Origin of the sequence: Streptomyces sp. NPDC005820 (assembly GCF_040630255.1) — a bacterium.
Classification (GTDB): domain Bacteria; phylum Actinomycetota; class Actinomycetes; order Streptomycetales; family Streptomycetaceae; genus Streptomyces.
Genome location: NZ_JBEXXE010000005.1, coordinates 134,177 through 151,329 on the forward strand (window position 1 = coordinate 134,177; position 17,153 = coordinate 151,329).

The following is a 17,153-nucleotide window of genomic DNA, read 5'->3' on the forward strand; positions in this document are numbered from 1 at the left end:
GGCCCAGCGCAGACAGGTCTCGATCGACGCCTTCCCCGTGGTCGGTCGTGCCCTATCCTGGCCCAGCCCTAGGATGGCATCCTAATCGGTCTGTTCTCCGGGCCAGAATGATGGGGAGCAGGGGCGATCACCGACGGCGGTCAATGGCAAGAGTCTTACCTGACCGCACCAGTCAGCGATCAAACCGTGGCACTCTTCTCAGGGTGGACAAGCAGCCACCGGAAGGTGCCCAGGATCACGCTTTTCAGATATCCGACCGCCTGGACATCCCAGTCCTTGTCCGCGATGGACCGCAACGTCGCCCCAGCAAGAGGCCGTGGGAGAGGGTCGAACACGCCTGGCCAGGGGTGACCGGCATACCCGCGAACGGCTGGTACCTCGCAACGACGACCTGGCGGCAGATCCTCAAAGCGGCGACGGAGGTCGGCCGGGACATCGGCCCCTGGCTGGCGCTCACACCGAACCTGGCGATCAGCGAGCTGGTGTCACGCATCTCTCCTCTGCACGCGTACCTGTGTCTGAAGAAGGTCGAAACCGCGGTCTCCGGGTCTGCCGGACGCTGCCTTTTCGTCAACGCCATCCACCGGCACGGCACCGAGCGCAGCGCGCGATCCGCCTTCGGCTATCACCTCGGCATGACCATGGCCCAGTGGGCGTGCGCAGGCATGATGGGGCTGGGGCCGACGCAGCACATTGAGGCCGGTGGCCCCAACGGCCACCCCGGCTTCCTCGATGTCTCCCTACCGCTGCCCGACCTGTGGGGCAGCCATCCTGCCGGGCCACTGCCCTGGCTCATCGAAGCCAAGGCGCACCGCTGCATAGGCCTCCCCGCCCTCAGGGAGGGGATGGAGCAGCTTCGTGGCGGAAGCGCTCTCATGCACGGACAACCCCATATGCAGGTCCTCTGTGGCACCTCGCTGCCCGCGCTTCAGAGCTGGGAGGATGACCGTCTGTTCATGACCGTGGATGCCATGCATGTCCCGGGAGGGCCCACGCGGCCTGACCGAACCGCCCCCGTTCCCCTGGACCCGGCCAACAGCGGTTCCGAAGCGCACATTGCGGAGGACGATGACGCGCTGCTCCTTACCGCACAGTCGCAGATGCTGGTCTACCGTGCCCTTGCACGCGGAGTGGTGGAGGACCTGCGCATCGTCCCCCTCAGTTCCTCCCGCGGGACACATCAACGCAGTGACACTGGTTCCCTTTTTTGCATCGAAGAAGACGAAAGAACCCAGTTCATCCGTCAACGGCTCGGCGAAGACCCTCCCGCAACCGAACAGCAACTGCGCAGCCGACGAGGCGTGGCTGACTTCATCGCCGGCCGCATCCCAGGCTCCGGAACGCACGTGGGCATGTCCCGTCGCCTGTTCTCTGCATGCCGGTGGTTGGACGAGCTACAAGTCGAAGTGGCACGGGAGGAAGAGTCCAGACGAGATCCACAGCCTGACAGGCCAGACTTGTCCTGGGAGGACGAGGCTATGGAAGCGGAAACGCGCGCTGTACGCATGAGTTACCACGAGCAACTGCGGCACAGGAATCTGAGTGGAACCGTCCGTGAGGGCTTCAAGCAGGCGCAGAGCTTGTCCTGGAGGGAACTGTTGGGAGACCGCGAGCCTGCCGTCAACTGGCGTCGTGTAAGACTGCTGGAGGGGGCCACTCCGGAGACTTACATCGCCGTCGAGGCAAGTGATCCCGTTCTCCTCAGTGTTAGCGACTGAAGGACCTCTGGGACCAGGTGGATGAAACGACCGGCAGTGGCTTCTTCATCCTGTCGCCCGCAGCCGGGCGGGCGGGCGTCGGGTAGCTGCAGTTCCGCAAGAATCCCGTTCGCCATGTCGAAGGGCCGGTTGCGAGGACCGTGCGGCATGGAGACGGCAGACCAGAAGCTTTGCTGCGCCGCCAGGGCCCTAAAGTGACCGGGCGAGGCTGACGTCCAGGCCGTCGATTACGCGAACAGCGCCGAACAGTAACGATCCGCCGTTGCTGCGCGTGCGTGTGGGCTTCAGCGGTGCTGCGCGCAGCGGGCTGACCAGCCCCGCCTATTCAGCCGAATAGCGAGGGTCTGATTCGTCAGACTGTCCTTTCAACAGGGCAAAACCTGAACGGCGTTTGAGCTGCTTCGGGATCCTTGCGACCGCCCCAGTGCGCGCAGGTTCATCACTTCGAACCTGTGGACCACTTGTGGACGAGGCGAAGGACCAGGCCGGGCGAACTGCCCCTGACCTGCGTCTTCCTGCCGTCATGAAGCGGCCTCCGGAGCCGTGTGCGCAGGTTCGAATCCTGCCGGGGGCACCTTGGATTAGGTGCCCAAAGACCCCGCCACCAGCGAGAACGCTGAGGACGGGGTCTTCGCGTATGTGCAGGCAAGTGCCACGCAGAGCGGCCACATGTCGGGGCTGTGGACTATGCGTGGGCTGGCCGCAGGGTAGGAATCCGCAGGTCAGCGCAGCAAAGCGGCTTGGACTTGTCCGCCCGATCATGTGACTGTCTGACTGTTGGCTCGTTATGTCAGGCGTGGGGCGGGGTGATTTGACGGGCGCCGAGTGGGAACGGCTGCGGTCATTCCTGCCGGTCAGTAATGGACGTTGTGGCCGGTGGCGGGATCACCGGCAGGTGATCGACGACATTCTGCACCGCGTGCGGACCGGGGTGCAGTGGCGGGATCTGTCGGAGCGCTTCGGTCCCTGGAAGACCGTCCGTGAAGGCCATCGGCTGTGGTCGGCGGGCGGCACGTGGGAGCGTCTGCTGCAGCAAGTCCAGGCCGCTGCCGACGCCGCGAGCGAGATCGACTGGGACATCTCAGTGGACTCCACCATCGTGCGGGCCCATCAGCATGCGGCCGGTACCCGCACCGATCCGCCGCCGACACCCGCGGCAAGGAGGGGCCGAAGCGGTAGAACATCAGGGCGAAACGCCCTGGCAGAGCCTGCTCGCCCGCCTGGTGGAGGTTGGTGCGGGAGGTGAAGGCCTGGGCCGCTCGCGGGGCGGATTCCCAGCAAGCTCCACCTGAGCGCGGACGGCCGCTGCAGCCCGCTGTCCCTGGTCGTCAGCGGCGGACAGCGGGCGGACTGCACCCAGTTCCAGACGGTGCTGGCAAAGATCCGTGTTCCGAGGACCGGTTCGGGCCGGCCCCGCACGAAGCCCGACAGCATCGCGGCCGACAAGGGATACAGCAACGGGCCCTGCCGTGAGTACCTCCGTCGTCGAGGCATCCGGCACACGATCCCGGAGAAGAGCGACAGCGGGGCTGCCCGCTTACGCAAAGGCTCTCGCGGCGGACGGCCACCCGGCGAGAGCGCGGCGTGCCGCAGGTCGTACGGTCGAGCGGCGAGCGGGGACGCCACCTGTTCCGGTGGGAGTGCCACGTGCCGGGCTTCGTCCCACACAGGCCAATACGTCGTCGAGGCGACCACTCCCCCGCGTCGGTTGGCGAACAGGCGTCCATCCTTGGCGGTGCCGAACTCCTCGATGTGTGCGAGGAACATGCGGACGAGGCGGGGCGAGATAGGAACAATACGGGCTCGTTCGCCAGCCGGTTCTTGAGGCCGCGGTTGTGTGCACATGCCCCGTTCCGATCCAACGCTTACCGCCGGTGGGACGGCCCTTCTAGCGGGTTGACGACTGCCGTGGACCGACGACCCTTCAATTGTCCAGAGGGGCTGGTCGCGGTGGACAGAATCCGGTGAACAGCGGCCGCATCGGCCAGATATGACTATCTGCAATAGACCCGGCGGGCTCTAAACTGCACGACCCGGGGGTGTGGGATGCGACATGCGGTCGGCGCGATGTGCGTGGTGGTGGGGCTCGGGCTGCTGAGTGGTTGCAGTCCGGCGGATCTGCCACTCGTCGCGGTATGGATGGGCACGGACGGGAAGCCGGCCGCGGAGGTGCGGCTGTGCGAGGGAGACCAGGCCTCGGACGTGACGCTTCACAGTTGGGTCGAGGACGAGTACGACCATGCTGACGTCGGAGATGGAGAACCCTCCGCCACCCCTTCCAGCACCGTGGGAAGCGGCGTCGAGGACAGCGGCTGGATGGCGCGGGTGTCGGTTCGCGGCAGCACGTCGTTCCCGCTCTTCTCCCCACCGCCCTCCTGGCACGTGGAAACCGCAGGGCCGCAGGCACTGCTGCCCGGCCGCACCTACGCCCTGACGTTCACAGGCCCCCGTGACTCGGACACCTACGACGGTCACGTCTATTTCACCGCGAACGATCTCGCCTCGCTGGGCCCCGACCAGGTCTGGGCCGACGGTCGGGCTATGAACCGGAACGCCTTTGACGAACTCGTCGACGACAAGTGCTGATCGCCAACCCATCTGCTGGAGCAGGTGCGCACCGGCTATGACTCCGGCCGGACGCGCACGAACCCCTCAGTCCACTGGTCCTCGTCGATCGTGTGTTCCTCTACGACGAAGCAGTCCGGCTCATCGGAGAAGCCGGACAGGAGCCGTGCCCTGCTCATACGTGCCTCCGCCTTGCCATGGGTGGAGTAGACGCCGAGCAACTTGACGTCGTCGCCGTCCTGCTCGTCGACGTACATCGTCTCGCCGTCGACGTGCAGGGTGGCACCGTCAGCACCGGCTTCGTTCTGGTGCCCGATGTGCCACAGCAGATAGACCGTCATGCGCTGGAGGCTACGGCAGCGCCCAGTGCAGGACGGTGGCGGCATCCCCGTACTTTGCCCCGTGGCCGGCGCCGACCGTCTGGGTCGCCCGTGGGATCCCCGTCCCCGCGCTCGCGCAGGAACACGCGCGGCTGCTGATCCTGCAGGAGAGGTCGCACGAAGCGATCACCGAGATCGGGGGGGGAGGCGACCGGCTGCGACCGCCGGGATGCCGGATGCCTCGTGCTCGCCCTGAAGGTGCGGCGGGTCGGGCGTACCGTCGGAAGGGGACGTCCGCCCCCGTAGAGGAGTGAGGTAGATGTCGCGGCCCAGGTACCCGGGGGCCTCCACCGACATGAAGGCGTACGCGGCCACGGGGCTCTGCCCCCACTGCGGTCGAAGGGTTCTGGACGAACCCCTGCCCGGTGCGGTGCTGGATGCCCTGCGCCACGACCAGTTTCTCCCCGATTCGCTGGCGCCGTTCGGGGCACAGGTCTCGCTGAGTCGGTGGCGGGCTCGGATGACCTGCCGGTTGTGTGGGGAGCACTGGCCCGTCCGGCAGCCGTTCTTCGGTGACGCGGCGGCACACCGAAGGCGCGAGCGGCGTACCGGGGGTATCGACGTGTCCGGCTCCAGGATTCTGGGGATCGAGGAGACCGGTGGCCAGGAGGAACAGGTCATCGAGGTCGAGCGGCACCCGTTCACCAACAGCAGCCGTACCGCGCCCGCGACGCGGCAGCTCGAGATCTCGAACTCCATCGAACGGACCGTGCAGATCGAATCGGGCAGTGCCGCCAGACGGGGCGGCGGTGCGACCGTCTCGGTGTTGGGGCTCGGCTCTGTCATGGGACAACTGGAACAGGAGGTCAGTCAGCGGTACGCGCTCAGCTCTCGCAGCAGCCTCACCGTACGGGAATCCGTCAGCGTGGAGGTGGCCCCCCGGACTGCCGTCGAACTCGTCGTCGAGTGGAAAACGGTGTGCGCGCGAGGAGACATCCGGTTGGGCACAGGCCGACGGGGCGAAGACGCGCTGATCCCCTACCGTGTGCCCATCAGGCTCACCTTCGAGGCCGAGGTCAGGGATCTGCCTTACCGTGAGGTCTGAGCCCGCCTCAGAGCAGGTCCGCCCAACTGCTCCACCCGCTGCTCGCCTTGCTCACCCGTGCCTTGAAGCCTCCCGTGCCCGTGCCCGCGTAGAAGTACAGGGCGCCGGTGGAGGTGGTGGCCATGAGGTCGGGTTTGCCGTCGCCGTTGGCGTCGCCCGGGGAGAAGAGTTTCTTGTAGGTCTGCCAGCCCGCGCTCATCTTCGTGCGGGAGGAGAAGGGGGTGGCGGCCGTGCCGGTGCCGTTGTAGCGCCACACGGTGCCGGCGGAGTCGCGGGCCAGGAGGTCGGGGCGGCCGTCGCCGGTGACGTCGCCCGCGCCGATCAGTGTGTTGTAGCTCTGCCATCCCGAGCTGATTTTGACGCGGGAGGCGACCGAGGTGCCGGTGCCGTCGCCCGGGTAGAGGTAGAGGGTGCCGGTGGTGGTGAAGGCCAGCAGATCGCCCTTGCCGTCGCCCGTCACATCGCCGGGGCCCACGATCCGGTTGTAGGAGGTGGAGCCCGTGGCGAGGGTGGGGTCGGAGAGGGCGTAGTACGCCGGGTTGGTCAGTTTGCCCGTGCTGATGGACTGGACGACCAGGTCGGCCAGGCCGTTCTGGCGGAGGGAGGGGGCGTAGGCCAGGCGGGTGGTGGAGGACGGCCAGGACGTGCCGACCAGGAGTTTGCTGGTGAGGCTGCCGGTGCCGGTCACCTGGTAGCTGTAGACCGCTCCCGCCGAGGTACGGGCCAGGGTGCCGTACTTGCCGTAGTGCGGGTTGTTGCCCGCCCCCGCGAACTGCGTCACCTTGCCCCAGCCCTTGCTGCGGGCCGACTTGGTGCCGAAGGTGCCCTTGCCGTTGCCGGCGTAGAACCACAACTGGCCGGAGAAGTCCCGGGCCAGCAGGTCCGTCTTGCCGTTGCCGTCCCAGTCGCCGCCGCCGATGATCTGGCCGTACGACGCCCAGTCGGTCTTCGGGTCCTTGACCCGGGCGTTGAAGGTGCCGCCCTTCTTGCCCGTGTAGCGGTAGAGGACCCCGCCCGGGGTGCGGGCCAGGAGGTCGCCGATGCCGTCGCCGGTGAGGTCGCCGGCGCCGATCAGCTCGTCGTACTGCTGCCAGCCGGTGCCGACCGTCACGCGGCTGCCGAAGGCGCCGGTGCCCTTGCCCGGGTAGAAGTAGAGGGTGCCGGCCGGGGTGCGGGCCAGCAGGTCGGCCCTGCCGTCGCCGTTCAGGTCCCCGGGGGCGACGACCTTGTTGTAGATCTGCCAGCCGGACGCGACCGTACGGTACGAGCCCAGGCCGCCGGGGTTGCGGGCGTAGACGCCCGAGTGGAAGAAGAGCACTCCGGCCGGGCTCAGCGTCAGCACGTCCTGGACGCCGTCCGAGTCGAGGTCGCCCGGGGTCAGCACGTCCTTGACCTTGGCGACGTCCGTGTCCAGGGCCATCGTCTCGGCCGCGCCGGTGTTGACGTACAGCTGGCCCGCCACATTGCGGTAGACCAGGTCGGACGTACCGTCGCCGTCGAAGTCGCCGCGCGCCGGGGCGATCGCGCCCGCGTCGCCGGGCGACAGGACGAAGACGCCCGCCGCCAGCACGGCCACCGTGCCGGCCAGCGCCCATGCCTTCGTGGGAGTGGTGCGGGGGCGGCGGCGGCCGGTGCGGCCGGTGCCTTCTTCTCGCTGCCGGGATCGGGTGGTGAACACGTTCTCTCCCGGAGGGTCAGGGGGTGGTGGAGGGGGCGGCGGCAGACGCGTCGGCGGACGTTCCCGCGGTCGCTTCGCTCGTGGCGGCTGTCGCAGAGGGTGTCGTGGAGACGGTCGGCGTCGCGTCGTCCGTCGGCTCGTCCGTCCCGGTCGGTGTCTCCTCCGGGGCCGTCGTCGCGCTCTCCTGCGGGGAGGGCGACTGCTCGGCGCTCGCCGTCGTCGTCTCCCGCTCGACCCCGACCTGGTACACGCCCGGTACGCCGTCCTCCACCCGGAAGGTCGCGGCCGTCGTGGTCGTGCCGTTCTTCGTGAGCACCGTGGAGACCGTCCGCAGCCGGGCGTCGATGCCGTCGGCGGTGATGTCGAAGAGGAGATAGCCGCGCCGGGCGTCGATCATCTTCCAGTGCGGGTTGTCCGCCAGCTTGGGCGCCCACTCGGCGGCGAACGCCACCAGGTCCTCGTCGCCGCTGCTGGAGATGGACGTCCCGACGAACTCCGCGCCGACCACGGCCGAGTCCGCGTCGTCGAAGTCCAGCTTGAGGTCGCTGACGATGGTGCGGTGGCGGTCGCCGGACAGGACGACCGGGTTGCGGATGTCCTGGAACTCGGCGAGCAGGGCGGCGCGTTCCTTCTGGTAGCCGTCCCAGGCGTCGTACGACCAGTCCTTGCCGACCCCGGCGAGGAAGTCGGTCTCGGCCATCATCACCTGGGAGGCGACCAGGTTCCAGCGTGCGCCGGAGGTGGTCATGCTGTTCACCAGCCAGTTCCGCTGGGTGTCGCCCATGATGACGCGGCCGTCCTTCAGGGCGTCGGCGTCGGTGGTCGCCTGGTCGTCGCGGTACTGCCGGGTGTCCAGGACGTGCAGCCGGGCCAGGGTGCCGAAGTCGAGGGAGCGGTACATCTGGACGTCCGGGCCGCTGGGCTTCTGCGCGGTCCGGATCGGCATGTGCTCGTAGAAGGCCTGGAAGGCGGCGGCGCGGCGGGCCAGGAACTTGGCGGTGGGCCAGGCCACCGGGTCGTTCGCCACGTCACCCGCCCAGTCCTGCTCCACCTCGTGGTCGTCGAAGACGACGACGAACGGGGCGGCGGCGCGCATCGCCTGGAGGTCCGGGTCGGTGTTGTACTGCTCGTGGCGGGCGCGGTACTGGGCGAGGGTGACGGGCTGTCCGGTGCCCTCGTGGCGGCGTACGCGGTACGAGTACGCGGAGCTCTCGTAGATGTAGTCGCCGACGAACAGCACCAGGTCCGGCTTCTGTTCGCGCATGTCCCGGTAGGCGGTGAAGTAGCCGTGCTGCCAGTTCTGGCAGGAGGCGAGCGCGATCCGCATGTTCTCGGGGGTGCTGCCGGCGGCGGGCGCGGTGCGGGTGCGGCCGGTGATGGAGGTACGGTCCAGCGCCTTGAACCGGTACCAGTAGTCGGTGGCCGGCGTCAGGCCCGTGACGTCCACGTGGACGCTGTGGCCGAGGCTGCTGCTCGCCGTCGCCGTACCGCTCCTGACGATGGTGGTGAAGCCGCTGTCCGAGGCGAGTTCCCAGGTCACGGCCACGGACGGGGGCAGGATGCCGGAGCTGCCCTGGGTCGCGGGCACCACCCTCGTCCACAGCACGATCGCGGTGGGCAGGGGGTCTCCGGAGGCGACGCCCAGCTTGAAGACCGTGCCGCTCACCTCCGCGCCCGCGCCGGCCGCGGCGGTCGCCCCGCTCACCGAGGCCGAGGCGCTGCCCGGCAGCAACTGTCCGGCGGCCGCGGCCCCCGCGGCTCCCAGCGTGACGGCTCCGGCGCCCAGGAACCTCCGCCGACGTATGCCGTCGGGTCCGCTCGCGGGCATGGAATGGTCGCTCGACTGCACCCGTGTGCCTTTCCCCCAAAGGCGGCGCGCTGCGCAGCGCCGGTGAACGTGATCGCCGTGGATTCTATGCAATACCCTCGCAGCGGGTGGCCCTGGGGCCGTAATCCATCCGTCTGTCCGTTCGACGAACCAGCAGGAGACATGCGCCGACCCATGAGTTACGCCGCCGCCGTCCTGCTTCTCGTGGGGGTGGCGGGCTGCTCGTCCGGCCCCGACTCGGCGTCCGGTGCCGGCTCCTCCTCGGCGTCCGAGGCCGGGTACGTTCCGAGGAGCGGGTCCGGCGCGAAGGCTTCGGACGCGAACCCGGCCGCAACCTCGGCCGCAACCTCGGACGCAGACTCAGACTCAGACGCAGACTCAGACACGGGCACGGGCACGGACGCCGGCACAGTTTCCGGCGCGGGTGGCGAGACCCGTGACGGCAGCGACGCTTCCACCCCGTCCGCCGGCGTGCTCTACGGCGCCGATTCCCTGCCCAGTCCCGCCGCGGACCACTGCCGTACGCAGAACCTGACGGCCGTGGCCCGCAGCACCGGGGCGGGCCGGGCCTCCGTCGTGCTCACCAACAAGGGTGACGATTCCTGTACGGTACGCGGCTTCCCGTCGCTGCTCTTCGAGGGCGGGACCGGGCGGACCGAACTGCCGGTGGACTGGGCCGGGTCGGCCGGCGAGGCCGCGAAGGTCGCCCTCGGGCCCGGTGATTCAGCCGTCGCCGCGGTCACCTTCACCAGCCTCGACGAGTGCGACGCCGTCACCGGGCTGGATGTGGTCCCGCCCGGCGAATCGCGGCCGCTCACCCCGGCGTTCACCACCTCGGACGGGACGAAGAAGGCGGTGCGCATCTGCGACACCGGCGTGCGGGTGCGCGCGTTCGCGCCCTCGGGGTGAGGGCGTTCGCCGACGGTCAGCCGGCCCGGCGCGTGCTGTCGCGGACGCGCAGTTCCACGGGGATCAGGGTCAGGGGCGGAACCGGTGTCTCCGGGCCGGAGGAGGCGTCGATGCGGTCCAGCAGGATGCGCAGCGAGATGGTGCCGATGTCCGTGAAGTCCGTACGAATGGTGGTCAGCGGGGGCAGGAAGTGCGCGGCCTCGGGGATGTCGTCGTAGCCGACGAGACTGATGTCCCCGGGGACGCGGCGGCCGGCCTCGTGCAGGGCGCGCAGGACGCCGAGGGCCATCTGGTCGTTCGAGGCGAAGATCGCGGTGACGGACGGGTCCTTGGCGAGTTCGCGGCCCAGGTCGTAGCCGGAGTCGGCGCTCCAGTCGCCGATGAGCGGGGCGTGGATCTCGGCGCCGGCCGCCTTCAGGGTGTCCCGCCAGCTGTCGGCGCGGCGGTCGGCCGAGGTCCAGCCGGTCGGGCCCGCCACATGCCGGACGGTGGGGTGGCCGAGGGACAGGAGGTGCTCGGTGGCCTTGCGGGCGCCGGTGCGGGCGTCGGAGGTGACCATGGGGGTGCCGTCGCCCAGGTCGTTGTCCATGACCACCAAGGGGGTGTCCAGATGGGCCTCGGCGAGGGCCCGGGCGACCCAGAGCTGGGGGGCGATCGCGATCACGCCGTCCGCGCCCTCGGCGGAGAGCCGGTCCGCCGCGCGGACGACGGTGTCCTTGTCGGCCGTGTCCAGGGCGATCGAGCTCACCAGGTAACCGGCCTCCTGCGCGGCCGTGTTGATGGCCGTGAGGGTGGAGGCGGGGCCGTAGCGGGCGGCGTCGAAGGAGATCACGCCGAGCATGCGGGTACGGCCGCTGGCCAGGGAGCGGGCGCTGCGGCTCGGGCGGTAGCCGAGGGTGCGCATCGCCGCCTGGACCGCCTCGCGGGTCTCGGCGCGTACGGCCGGGTTGTCGTTGAGCACCCGGGAGACCGTCTGCTTGGAGACGCCGGCGAGTTTCGCGACGTCGTCCATCACGGGGCGCGCGCCGGCGAAGTTGCGGCGGCTGCGTCCCTTGGTCGCCGGGCCGTCGGCGGCGCCTGCGGTCATGGTGGGTGCTCTGCTTCCTTCGGCCTGGGCTGCTCCGCGGGCGGCCTGGCGCCGACCGCGGATCCACCGGGCCTGCCCCGCCCGGCTGACCCACAGGATAGGCCGGGCGGGGTGCGAGAGCCGGGGTCAGGTCCGGCGAAGGGTCCACCTACGGCGCGTCACCCACTCCGCGCGCCGCACCTCCGCCACGCCCGGGGGCGCCTCCACCGGTGTGTACACCTTCGCCCCCGCGGCCGGCGGGAGCAGTTTCAGGAGGACGGGTTCGCCGGGCGGTACCAGGTCCGTGGCCAGCTCCCAGGGGCGCCCCGTCCAGAACTGGTCCGCCACCAGCCGCCCCGCCCGCGTGTACGCCCGTGCCGTGTCGCCCGTCCAGTGCAGGCGCAGCAGGGTTCCCCCGGGGACGTCCGCCGGGATGTCCACCCGGTACACGGCCGCCACGGCGTCGTAGTGCGCGTCGGCCGGGGCGCTCGCGCGGTGGAGGACACCGGTGGCGGGGGTGGGCGGCGGGCCCGGCGGACGGAGGAGGGTGAGGCACGGCTCGGGGAGGGGGGCCCGGCAGGTTTCCGGGTCCGGGACGAGGGTGTAGCGGGTCAGGGGGCCGTCCTGGGTCTCCTTGAGGGTGGCCCCGGCGACCGTCGGGGGGTGGGGCGGGGCGGGGAGGACCGCCAGGGTCGATCCCTCGGCAGGCCACTCGTCCGGGCGCTCGACAGGCCACTCGTCCACCCCCTCGGCAGACCGCTCGTCCGGACGCTCGCCAGGCCACTCGTCCATCCCGTCGGCAGACCACTCGTCCGGGCGCTCGACAGGCCACTCGTCCACCCCCTCGGCAGACCGCTCCTCCGGACGCTCGACAGGCCACTCGTCCGGGCGCCCGGCGAGGCGCACGTCCGGGCGGGTGTGGAGGCGTACCTCGTCCCGTTCCTCGTCGAAGACCACCCCGTCCGGGGACAGGATCAGGCGCGGGGCTCCCCATGCCCGGCCCTTGTAGGCCGTACGGGCCGTGGTCGCGTCCAGGATCAGCAGGGCCACCCGGGTGCCGTCGGCGGTCTCCGTCTCCACGAGGGCGTCGGTGCCGGGGCACAGGGCGGTGATCAGGATCCGGTCGGCTTCCCGCCGTACGGTTCCCGGCCCGGTCACCTTCGCCACCGTCCTTGCGTCCAGGGCCAGTTCGGGTGCGATGCCGTCCGTCGCCGCGAGCACCAGCACCGTACGGCCGTCGTCGTCGGCGACCGTGCAGACCGGCTGGGCCGTGGCCCAGTCGAGGCGGAGGCCGGCCACGTCCAGGCGCAGGGGCCAGCAGAAGCAGGCTCCGGAGGGGACGGTGACGGGGGTGCTGGGGAGGGTGAGGGATGACTCGGCGCCCGGGAACGCGACCGTGAAGGTGGTGTTCTCGTGGTCCGGCAGCGGCTCGTGCGGCTGGTGGTTGGTGACGAAGAGGAAGCCGGAGGCGCGGCCGTCGGTGCGGACCGCCCAGCGCAGGGTCACGCTGTCGTACTGGCCGTCGGGGCCGTCGGCGGGCAGCGCGGACTCCATGGGGGCGATCCGTTCGCCGAACTCGGCCAACAGCAGGTGCTGGAGGCGGAGTTCGTCGTACGACGGGCGGTACTGGCCGTATTCGCCGAGCGGGGCCTGGAAGTCGTACGTCAGGACGGGCAGGTCGTTGGGGTAGGCGGTGGCGTGGGACTCCTGGAGGGTGGTGAGGCGGCCGAGGGGGTTCGTGCCGCCGTGGAACATGTAGTAGCCCTGCCAGACCGAGCCGCAGCCGATCTTGGTGAGGCCGAGGGCGCCGATGTCGGCGGCGTCGACGCGCGGGCGGCGGTGGTAGGAGACCGCCATGCCGCCGCCCAACTCGCAGGTGGCCCAGGGGAATCGGTCCGCGTGGGCCGCCGGGTCGGTGCCGCGTACGGTCGTCGGGCGCAGGTCGGCGCCGATGCCCTCGTCGTCGCGCTGGTGGGTGAAGAAGAAGTGCTTGCGGCAGGTGTCGGGCCAGCCGCCGTCGTGCTCGGTCCAGAAGGTTTCCGGGTAGCCGCCGTAGAGCGGGAGCAGTTCGTCGCCGGGGAGCTGGACTCCGCCCCAGGCGGTCGAGGTCCACAGGGGTGCGTCGAGGCCGGCCTCGCGGGCCATGCGCTTGAGGGTCAGCAGGTGGCCGGGCCGGTCGTACAGTTCGTTCTCGATCTGGAGGGCGATGATCGGGCCGCCGGACGCGCGGTCCAGGCCGGTGAGCTGCGCCGCGATGGCGGCGAACCAGGGTTGTACGGCGGTGAGGTACGACGGGTCGTCGGTGCGGGGTGCGGTGGTGCGGGCCAGGACCCAGTCGGGGAGGCCGCCGCCTCGGACCTCCGCGTGGGACCAGGGGCCGATGCGGGGGATGAAGTCGAGGCCGTGGCGGGCGCAGAGGCGGGCGAACCGGCGGAGGTCGCGGTCGCCGTCGAAGCGGATCTCGCCCTCGGTCTCCTCGTGATGGATCCAGATGAGGTAGGAGGCGACCGCCGTCACGCCGCCCGCCTTCATCTTGAGGAGCTCCTCCTCCCAGTGGGCGGCCGGGTGGCGGGAGTAGTGGAACTCGCCGGAGACCGGGAACCAGGGGCGGCCGGCGCGGGTGAGCCAGCGGCTCGTCACCTCGATGGGGTCGGGGGCGGACGGGGCGTCGGAGAAGGGGAGGTGGCCCCGGAGGGGCGGGGCGGACGGCGCGGGGACCTGGAGGTGGTGGTGCGGCATCGGGTGGGCTCCGGGGTCGGGGTCGGCGTCAGGGGGTCTTCGGGCCCAGGTCCGGGGTGTCCACGAGGTGGGCCGTGGGGGTGGTGGTGCCGTGGAGTTCGAGCAGGACCAGGTCATTGGTGCCGGGGCGCAGGACCGGGGCCGGGACGTAGAGGGTGTGCTGGGGGCCCCGGTTCCAGTAGCGGCCCAGGTGGAAGCCGTTGATCCAGGCCTGGCCCTTGGTCCAGCCGGGGAGGGAGAGGAAGGTGTCGGCGGGTTCGCCGACCTCGAACGTGCCCTGGTGGAAGGCGGGTTCGGCGGAGGTGGGCGTGGCCGCCGGGGCGAAGGCGTCGGCGGGCGGTACGTCGTCCACGGGCAGCGGATGGCAGTCCCAGCCCCGCAGGGCCTCGCCGTTGAAGGTGACCGGGCCGAGGAGGCCCTTGGGGACGCCGATCCGGGGGCCGTAGTTGACCCGGCCCATGTTCTCCACCAGGACGTCCAGGCGGGCGCCGGGGCGCGGGATGTGGAGGGGGAGCGTCTCGTCGTAGCGCTCGCGTTCGAGGATGCCGGCGGGGGCGCCGTCGACGAAGACCTGGGCGCGGTCGCCGACTCCGCCCTCGAAGTGGAGCAGGCCGGGTCCCGTGGTGGACACGGTGGTCCGGTAGAGGACGTATCCGGCGCGCCGGCCCAGTGCGTCGGCGGTGACGGGGTCGACGGAGTGCACGCCGTCGTGGCCGAGCCGCCGGAAGAGGGGAAGCCGGTCGGTCAACTCGACTTCGGTGCGGGGCAGTTTGGGGGACGGGGACGGCACCGGCTCGTCCGGGACTGCGGCATGACGGGCGATCACCTCGCGGAAGGCGTGGTACTTCGGGCCCGGGTCGCCGCTCTCGGTGAGGGGGGCGTCGTAGTCGTACGAGGTGATGGTGGGCGCGTAGGCGTGGTGGTGGTTGGCGCCGTTGGTGTAACCGAAGTTGGTGCCGCCGTGGAACATGTAGATGTTGACGGAGGCGCCCGCGGCGAGGAGGCGGTCCAGGTCGGCGGCGGCGTCCGCGGCGTCCCGGCCGTGGTGCGGGCCGCCCCAGTGGTCGAACCAGCCGATCCAGAACTCCGAGCACATCAGCGGGCCTTCGGGCTGGTGCTCGCGCAGGCGGGCGAGGGAGGTGTCGACCCGGCTGCCGAAGGTGCCGGTGGCGAGGACGCCGGGCAGGGTGCCGCGGGTGAGGTGGTCGCCGTCGGTCTGGTCGCAGGTGAAGAGGAGTTCCTCGACGCCGCGGGAGCGGAGGCTGCTCTCCACGTGCTTGAGGTAGGCGGTGTCGTCGCCGTACGCGCCGTATTCGTTCTCCACCTGTACGGCGATGACCGGGCCGCCCGACGCGGCCATGTACGGCAGGAGGGCGGGGAGGAGCAGGTCGAGGTAGCGGTCGAAGGCGTCGGTGAAGCGGGGGTCGCTGGTGCGCAGGCGGATGTCGGGGTCGGAGGTCAGCCAGAAGGGGAGGCCGCCGCCGTCCCACTCGGCGCAGATGAAGGGGCCGGGTCGGAGGAGGACGTGGAGGCCCTCCTGCTGGGCGAGGCGCAGGAAACGGGGGAGGTCGAGGAGGCCGTCGAGGTCGAGGGTGCCGGGGGTGGGTTCGTGGAGGTTCCAGGGGAGGTAGGTCTCCACCGTGTTCAGGCCCATGAGGCGGGCTTTGCGCAGGCGGTCGGGCCATTGGTCGGGGTGGACGCGGAAGTAGTGGAGGGCGCCGGAGAGGATGCGGAACGGGGCGCCGTGGAGGAGGAAGCCGTCGGTGGTGGTGGTCAGGGCGGGCATGAGGGTTCCCCTTCGGTACGGATGTCGATGCGGATGCCGATACGGAGGTGACGTGGTGGCGGGCGGTCAGGGGGAGGTGCGGGTCGCACGGGTGGCGCGGGCCAGCCACAGCGTCGCGGCGAGACACACGGCCGACACCGCGGCGAGCAGCAGTGGTACGGCGCGGACGCCCGACCACTCGATGACCTTGCCGAGCGAGGGGCCCGCGGCGACACCGCCCGCCAGGGAGGCGGCGATGACCAGGGCGCCGGCGCGGCGGGCGTGGGGCGCGGCCCGGTGGAGCCAGGGCAGGCCGGTCGGGAAGATCGGCGCGATGAAGAGGCCGACGCCCGCGTAGGCGTACGGCGCGAGGTCCGGTACGGCGGCCAGCAGCAGGCAGACCGTCATCCCCGCGCAGGAGACCGTGATGATCGCCTGGGCGGAGAAGCGCAGGGCGAGCGGGGCGGCGAGGAAGCGCCCGGCCGTCATCATCAGCCAGTACACGGAGGTGGCGGTGGCGGCGAGGCCGGCGCCGTAGCCGACGGTCTCCAGGTGGGTGGGCTCCCAGCCGCCGACGCCGGCTTCGATGCCGACGTGCAGGACGTAGAGGGCGACGAAGACGGCCAGGACGGAGCGCAGGGCGCGGCGGGCGGGGGCGGGTGCGTCGGGGGTGTCACCGAGGCGCGGCGGGACGTGGTCGCGTACGCCGCGCAGGCACAGCAGCAGGGGCAGCGTGACGAGGGCGAAGGCGAGGAAGACGGCCGGGTAGCGGTCGGCGCCGACCGCGCCGATCAGGGCGGGGCCGAGGATCGCGCCGATGCCGAAGTGGGCGTTGAGGATGTTGAGCATCGCGGTGGAACGGTTGCCGAAGCCGACGGCGAAGAGCTGGTTGAGGCCGTAGTCGACCCCGCCGGAGCCGAGGCCGCCGAGCAGGGCGGCGGCAAGGGCCGTGGCCCAGTCCGGCGCGAGCGCGAAGCCCGCCGCGCCGCTCGCCATCAGCAGGTACGAGGCGCCGAGCAGCCGCCGGTTGCCGATACGGCCGTACAACCGGTCGAAGAGGAGGACTCCCGCGACTCCCCCGACGAAGTGGGCGCTCAGGGCCAGCCCCGTGGCGGAGGGCGAGAGGCCGAACTCCTCGCGCAGGGCCGGGATGGCGGGGCCGTAGAAGGCCTGGAGCGCGCCCATCAGGGCGAAGGCGGCACAGGCGGCCGCGATGGCGGCGGTGCGGAAGACGGGGATGTCCGGCGGTCCCGGCACCGGCGGGGTAAGCCGTTGCCGCGTGGGCTGGTCGGTCACGCGGGCTCCATGGGCGGACGGCCCACGGCGGTGTGGGCAGGGGTGTGAGACGCCGACGTTCGTCGATGTTACCGGTAACATCGATGGCGTCAAGATGCCCTGCGGAAGGTCGTACGGGGGGCGGGACGCCGATGGGCCGCGACCCCGGCGGTGGCCGGGGCCGC

13 protein-coding genes and 1 tRNA gene are annotated in these 17,153 nt (G+C 70.9%); 7 read left to right on the forward strand and 7 right to left on the reverse strand.

Going from position 1 to position 17,153, the window contains the following annotated elements; genetic code table 11:
• Positions 1–203: 203 nt before the first annotated feature.
• From ABZ464_RS08020 to ABZ464_RS08040, 5 genes are all read left to right on the forward strand, one after another.
• Positions 204–1,718, forward strand: a complete 1,515-nt coding sequence (locus tag ABZ464_RS08020) for a gamma-glutamyltransferase (RefSeq protein ID WP_359272562.1) — start codon at positions 204–206, stop codon at positions 1,716–1,718.
• 496 nt (positions 1,719–2,214) lie between these two features.
• Positions 2,215–2,292 (forward strand) — tRNA-OTHER (locus tag ABZ464_RS08025).
• Between the two features lie 213 nt (positions 2,293–2,505).
• On the forward strand, positions 2,506–2,964 hold the full coding sequence (locus ABZ464_RS08030; RefSeq protein ID WP_359272565.1) for an IS5 family transposase: 459 nt from the start codon (positions 2,506–2,508) through the stop codon (positions 2,962–2,964).
• Positions 2,965–3,006: 42 nt separating this feature from the next.
• Positions 3,007–3,543, forward strand: coding sequence for a transposase (locus ABZ464_RS08035; RefSeq protein ID WP_359272993.1), 537 nt, complete (start codon positions 3,007–3,009; stop codon positions 3,541–3,543).
• 221 nt (positions 3,544–3,764) lie between these two features.
• The gene (locus ABZ464_RS08040) at positions 3,765–4,304 is read left to right on the forward strand and encodes a hypothetical protein (RefSeq protein ID WP_359272568.1); all 540 of its coding nucleotides are present in this window, start codon (positions 3,765–3,767) and stop codon (positions 4,302–4,304) included.
• 35 nt (positions 4,305–4,339) lie between these two features.
• Here the strand turns inward: ABZ464_RS08040 and ABZ464_RS08045 are convergent, their stop codons facing one another.
• Positions 4,340–4,624, reverse strand: coding sequence for a hypothetical protein (locus ABZ464_RS08045; protein WP_359272571.1), 285 nt, complete (start codon positions 4,622–4,624; stop codon positions 4,340–4,342).
• 334 nt (positions 4,625–4,958) lie between these two features.
• On the opposite strand from ABZ464_RS08045, the gene ABZ464_RS08050 reads away from it, so the two are divergent.
• Positions 4,959–5,708: a hypothetical protein gene (locus tag ABZ464_RS08050; RefSeq protein ID WP_359272574.1), complete on the forward strand. Its 750-nt coding sequence runs from the start codon at positions 4,959–4,961 to the stop codon at positions 5,706–5,708.
• A gap of 7 nt (positions 5,709–5,715) precedes the next feature.
• Here the strand turns inward: ABZ464_RS08050 and ABZ464_RS08055 are convergent, their stop codons facing one another.
• Together ABZ464_RS08055 and ABZ464_RS08060 are read right to left on the reverse strand one after the other, a co-directional pair.
• Positions 5,716–7,386 (reverse strand): VCBS repeat-containing protein, encoded by a 1,671-nt coding sequence (locus tag ABZ464_RS08055; protein ID WP_359272577.1) that lies wholly within the window; start codon positions 7,384–7,386, stop codon positions 5,716–5,718.
• Between the two features lie 16 nt (positions 7,387–7,402).
• Positions 7,403–9,214: an alkaline phosphatase D family protein gene (locus tag ABZ464_RS08060; protein ID WP_359272579.1), complete on the reverse strand. Its 1,812-nt coding sequence runs from the start codon at positions 9,212–9,214 to the stop codon at positions 7,403–7,405.
• Positions 9,215–9,388: 174 nt separating this feature from the next.
• Here ABZ464_RS08060 and ABZ464_RS08065 point away from each other — a divergent pair, with 174 nt between their 5' ends.
• Entirely contained in the window at positions 9,389–10,123 is a 735-nt protein-coding gene (locus ABZ464_RS08065) for a DUF4232 domain-containing protein (RefSeq protein ID WP_359272996.1), read from the forward strand.
• A 16-nt stretch (positions 10,124–10,139) separates the two neighbouring features.
• Here the strand turns inward: ABZ464_RS08065 and ABZ464_RS08070 are convergent, their stop codons facing one another.
• From ABZ464_RS08070 to ABZ464_RS08085, 4 genes are all read right to left on the reverse strand, one after another.
• Positions 10,140–11,210, reverse strand: a complete 1,071-nt coding sequence (locus ABZ464_RS08070; protein ID WP_359272582.1) for a LacI family DNA-binding transcriptional regulator — start codon at positions 11,208–11,210, stop codon at positions 10,140–10,142.
• Between the two features lie 126 nt (positions 11,211–11,336).
• A complete protein-coding gene (locus ABZ464_RS08075) occupies positions 11,337–13,928 on the reverse strand; it encodes a beta-galactosidase (RefSeq protein WP_359272585.1) in 2,592 nt (863 codons plus the stop codon).
• Positions 13,929–13,956: 28 nt separating this feature from the next.
• The gene (locus ABZ464_RS08080) at positions 13,957–15,714 is read right to left on the reverse strand and encodes a beta-galactosidase (protein ID WP_359272588.1); all 1,758 of its coding nucleotides are present in this window, start codon (positions 15,712–15,714) and stop codon (positions 13,957–13,959) included.
• Between the two features lie 66 nt (positions 15,715–15,780).
• The gene (locus ABZ464_RS08085) at positions 15,781–16,950 is read right to left on the reverse strand and encodes an MFS transporter (RefSeq protein WP_359272999.1); all 1,170 of its coding nucleotides are present in this window, start codon (positions 16,948–16,950) and stop codon (positions 15,781–15,783) included.
• Positions 16,951–17,153: the final 203 nt, after the last annotated feature.

Coding starts and splice junctions, on each gene's coding strand:
- ABZ464_RS08030 (WP_359272565.1), top strand. CDS start 2,506: ATGTCAGGCGTGGGGCGGGGTGATTTGACGGGCGCCGAGTGGGAACGG.
- ABZ464_RS08060 (WP_359272579.1), bottom strand. CDS start 9,214: ATGCCCGCGAGCGGACCCGACGGCATACGTCGGCGGAGGTTCCTGGGC.
- ABZ464_RS08040 (WP_359272568.1), top strand. CDS start 3,765: ATGCGACATGCGGTCGGCGCGATGTGCGTGGTGGTGGGGCTCGGGCTG.
- ABZ464_RS08070 (WP_359272582.1), bottom strand. CDS start 11,210: ATGACCGCAGGCGCCGCCGACGGCCCGGCGACCAAGGGACGCAGCCGC.
- ABZ464_RS08080 (WP_359272588.1), bottom strand. CDS start 15,714: ATGCCCGCCCTGACCACCACCACCGACGGCTTCCTCCTCCACGGCGCC.
- ABZ464_RS08075 (WP_359272585.1), bottom strand. CDS start 13,928: ATGCCGCACCACCACCTCCAGGTCCCCGCGCCGTCCGCCCCGCCCCTC.
- ABZ464_RS08050 (WP_359272574.1), top strand. CDS start 4,959: ATGAAGGCGTACGCGGCCACGGGGCTCTGCCCCCACTGCGGTCGAAGG.
- ABZ464_RS08065 (WP_359272996.1), top strand. CDS start 9,389: ATGAGTTACGCCGCCGCCGTCCTGCTTCTCGTGGGGGTGGCGGGCTGC.
- ABZ464_RS08045 (WP_359272571.1), bottom strand. CDS start 4,624: ATGACGGTCTATCTGCTGTGGCACATCGGGCACCAGAACGAAGCCGGT.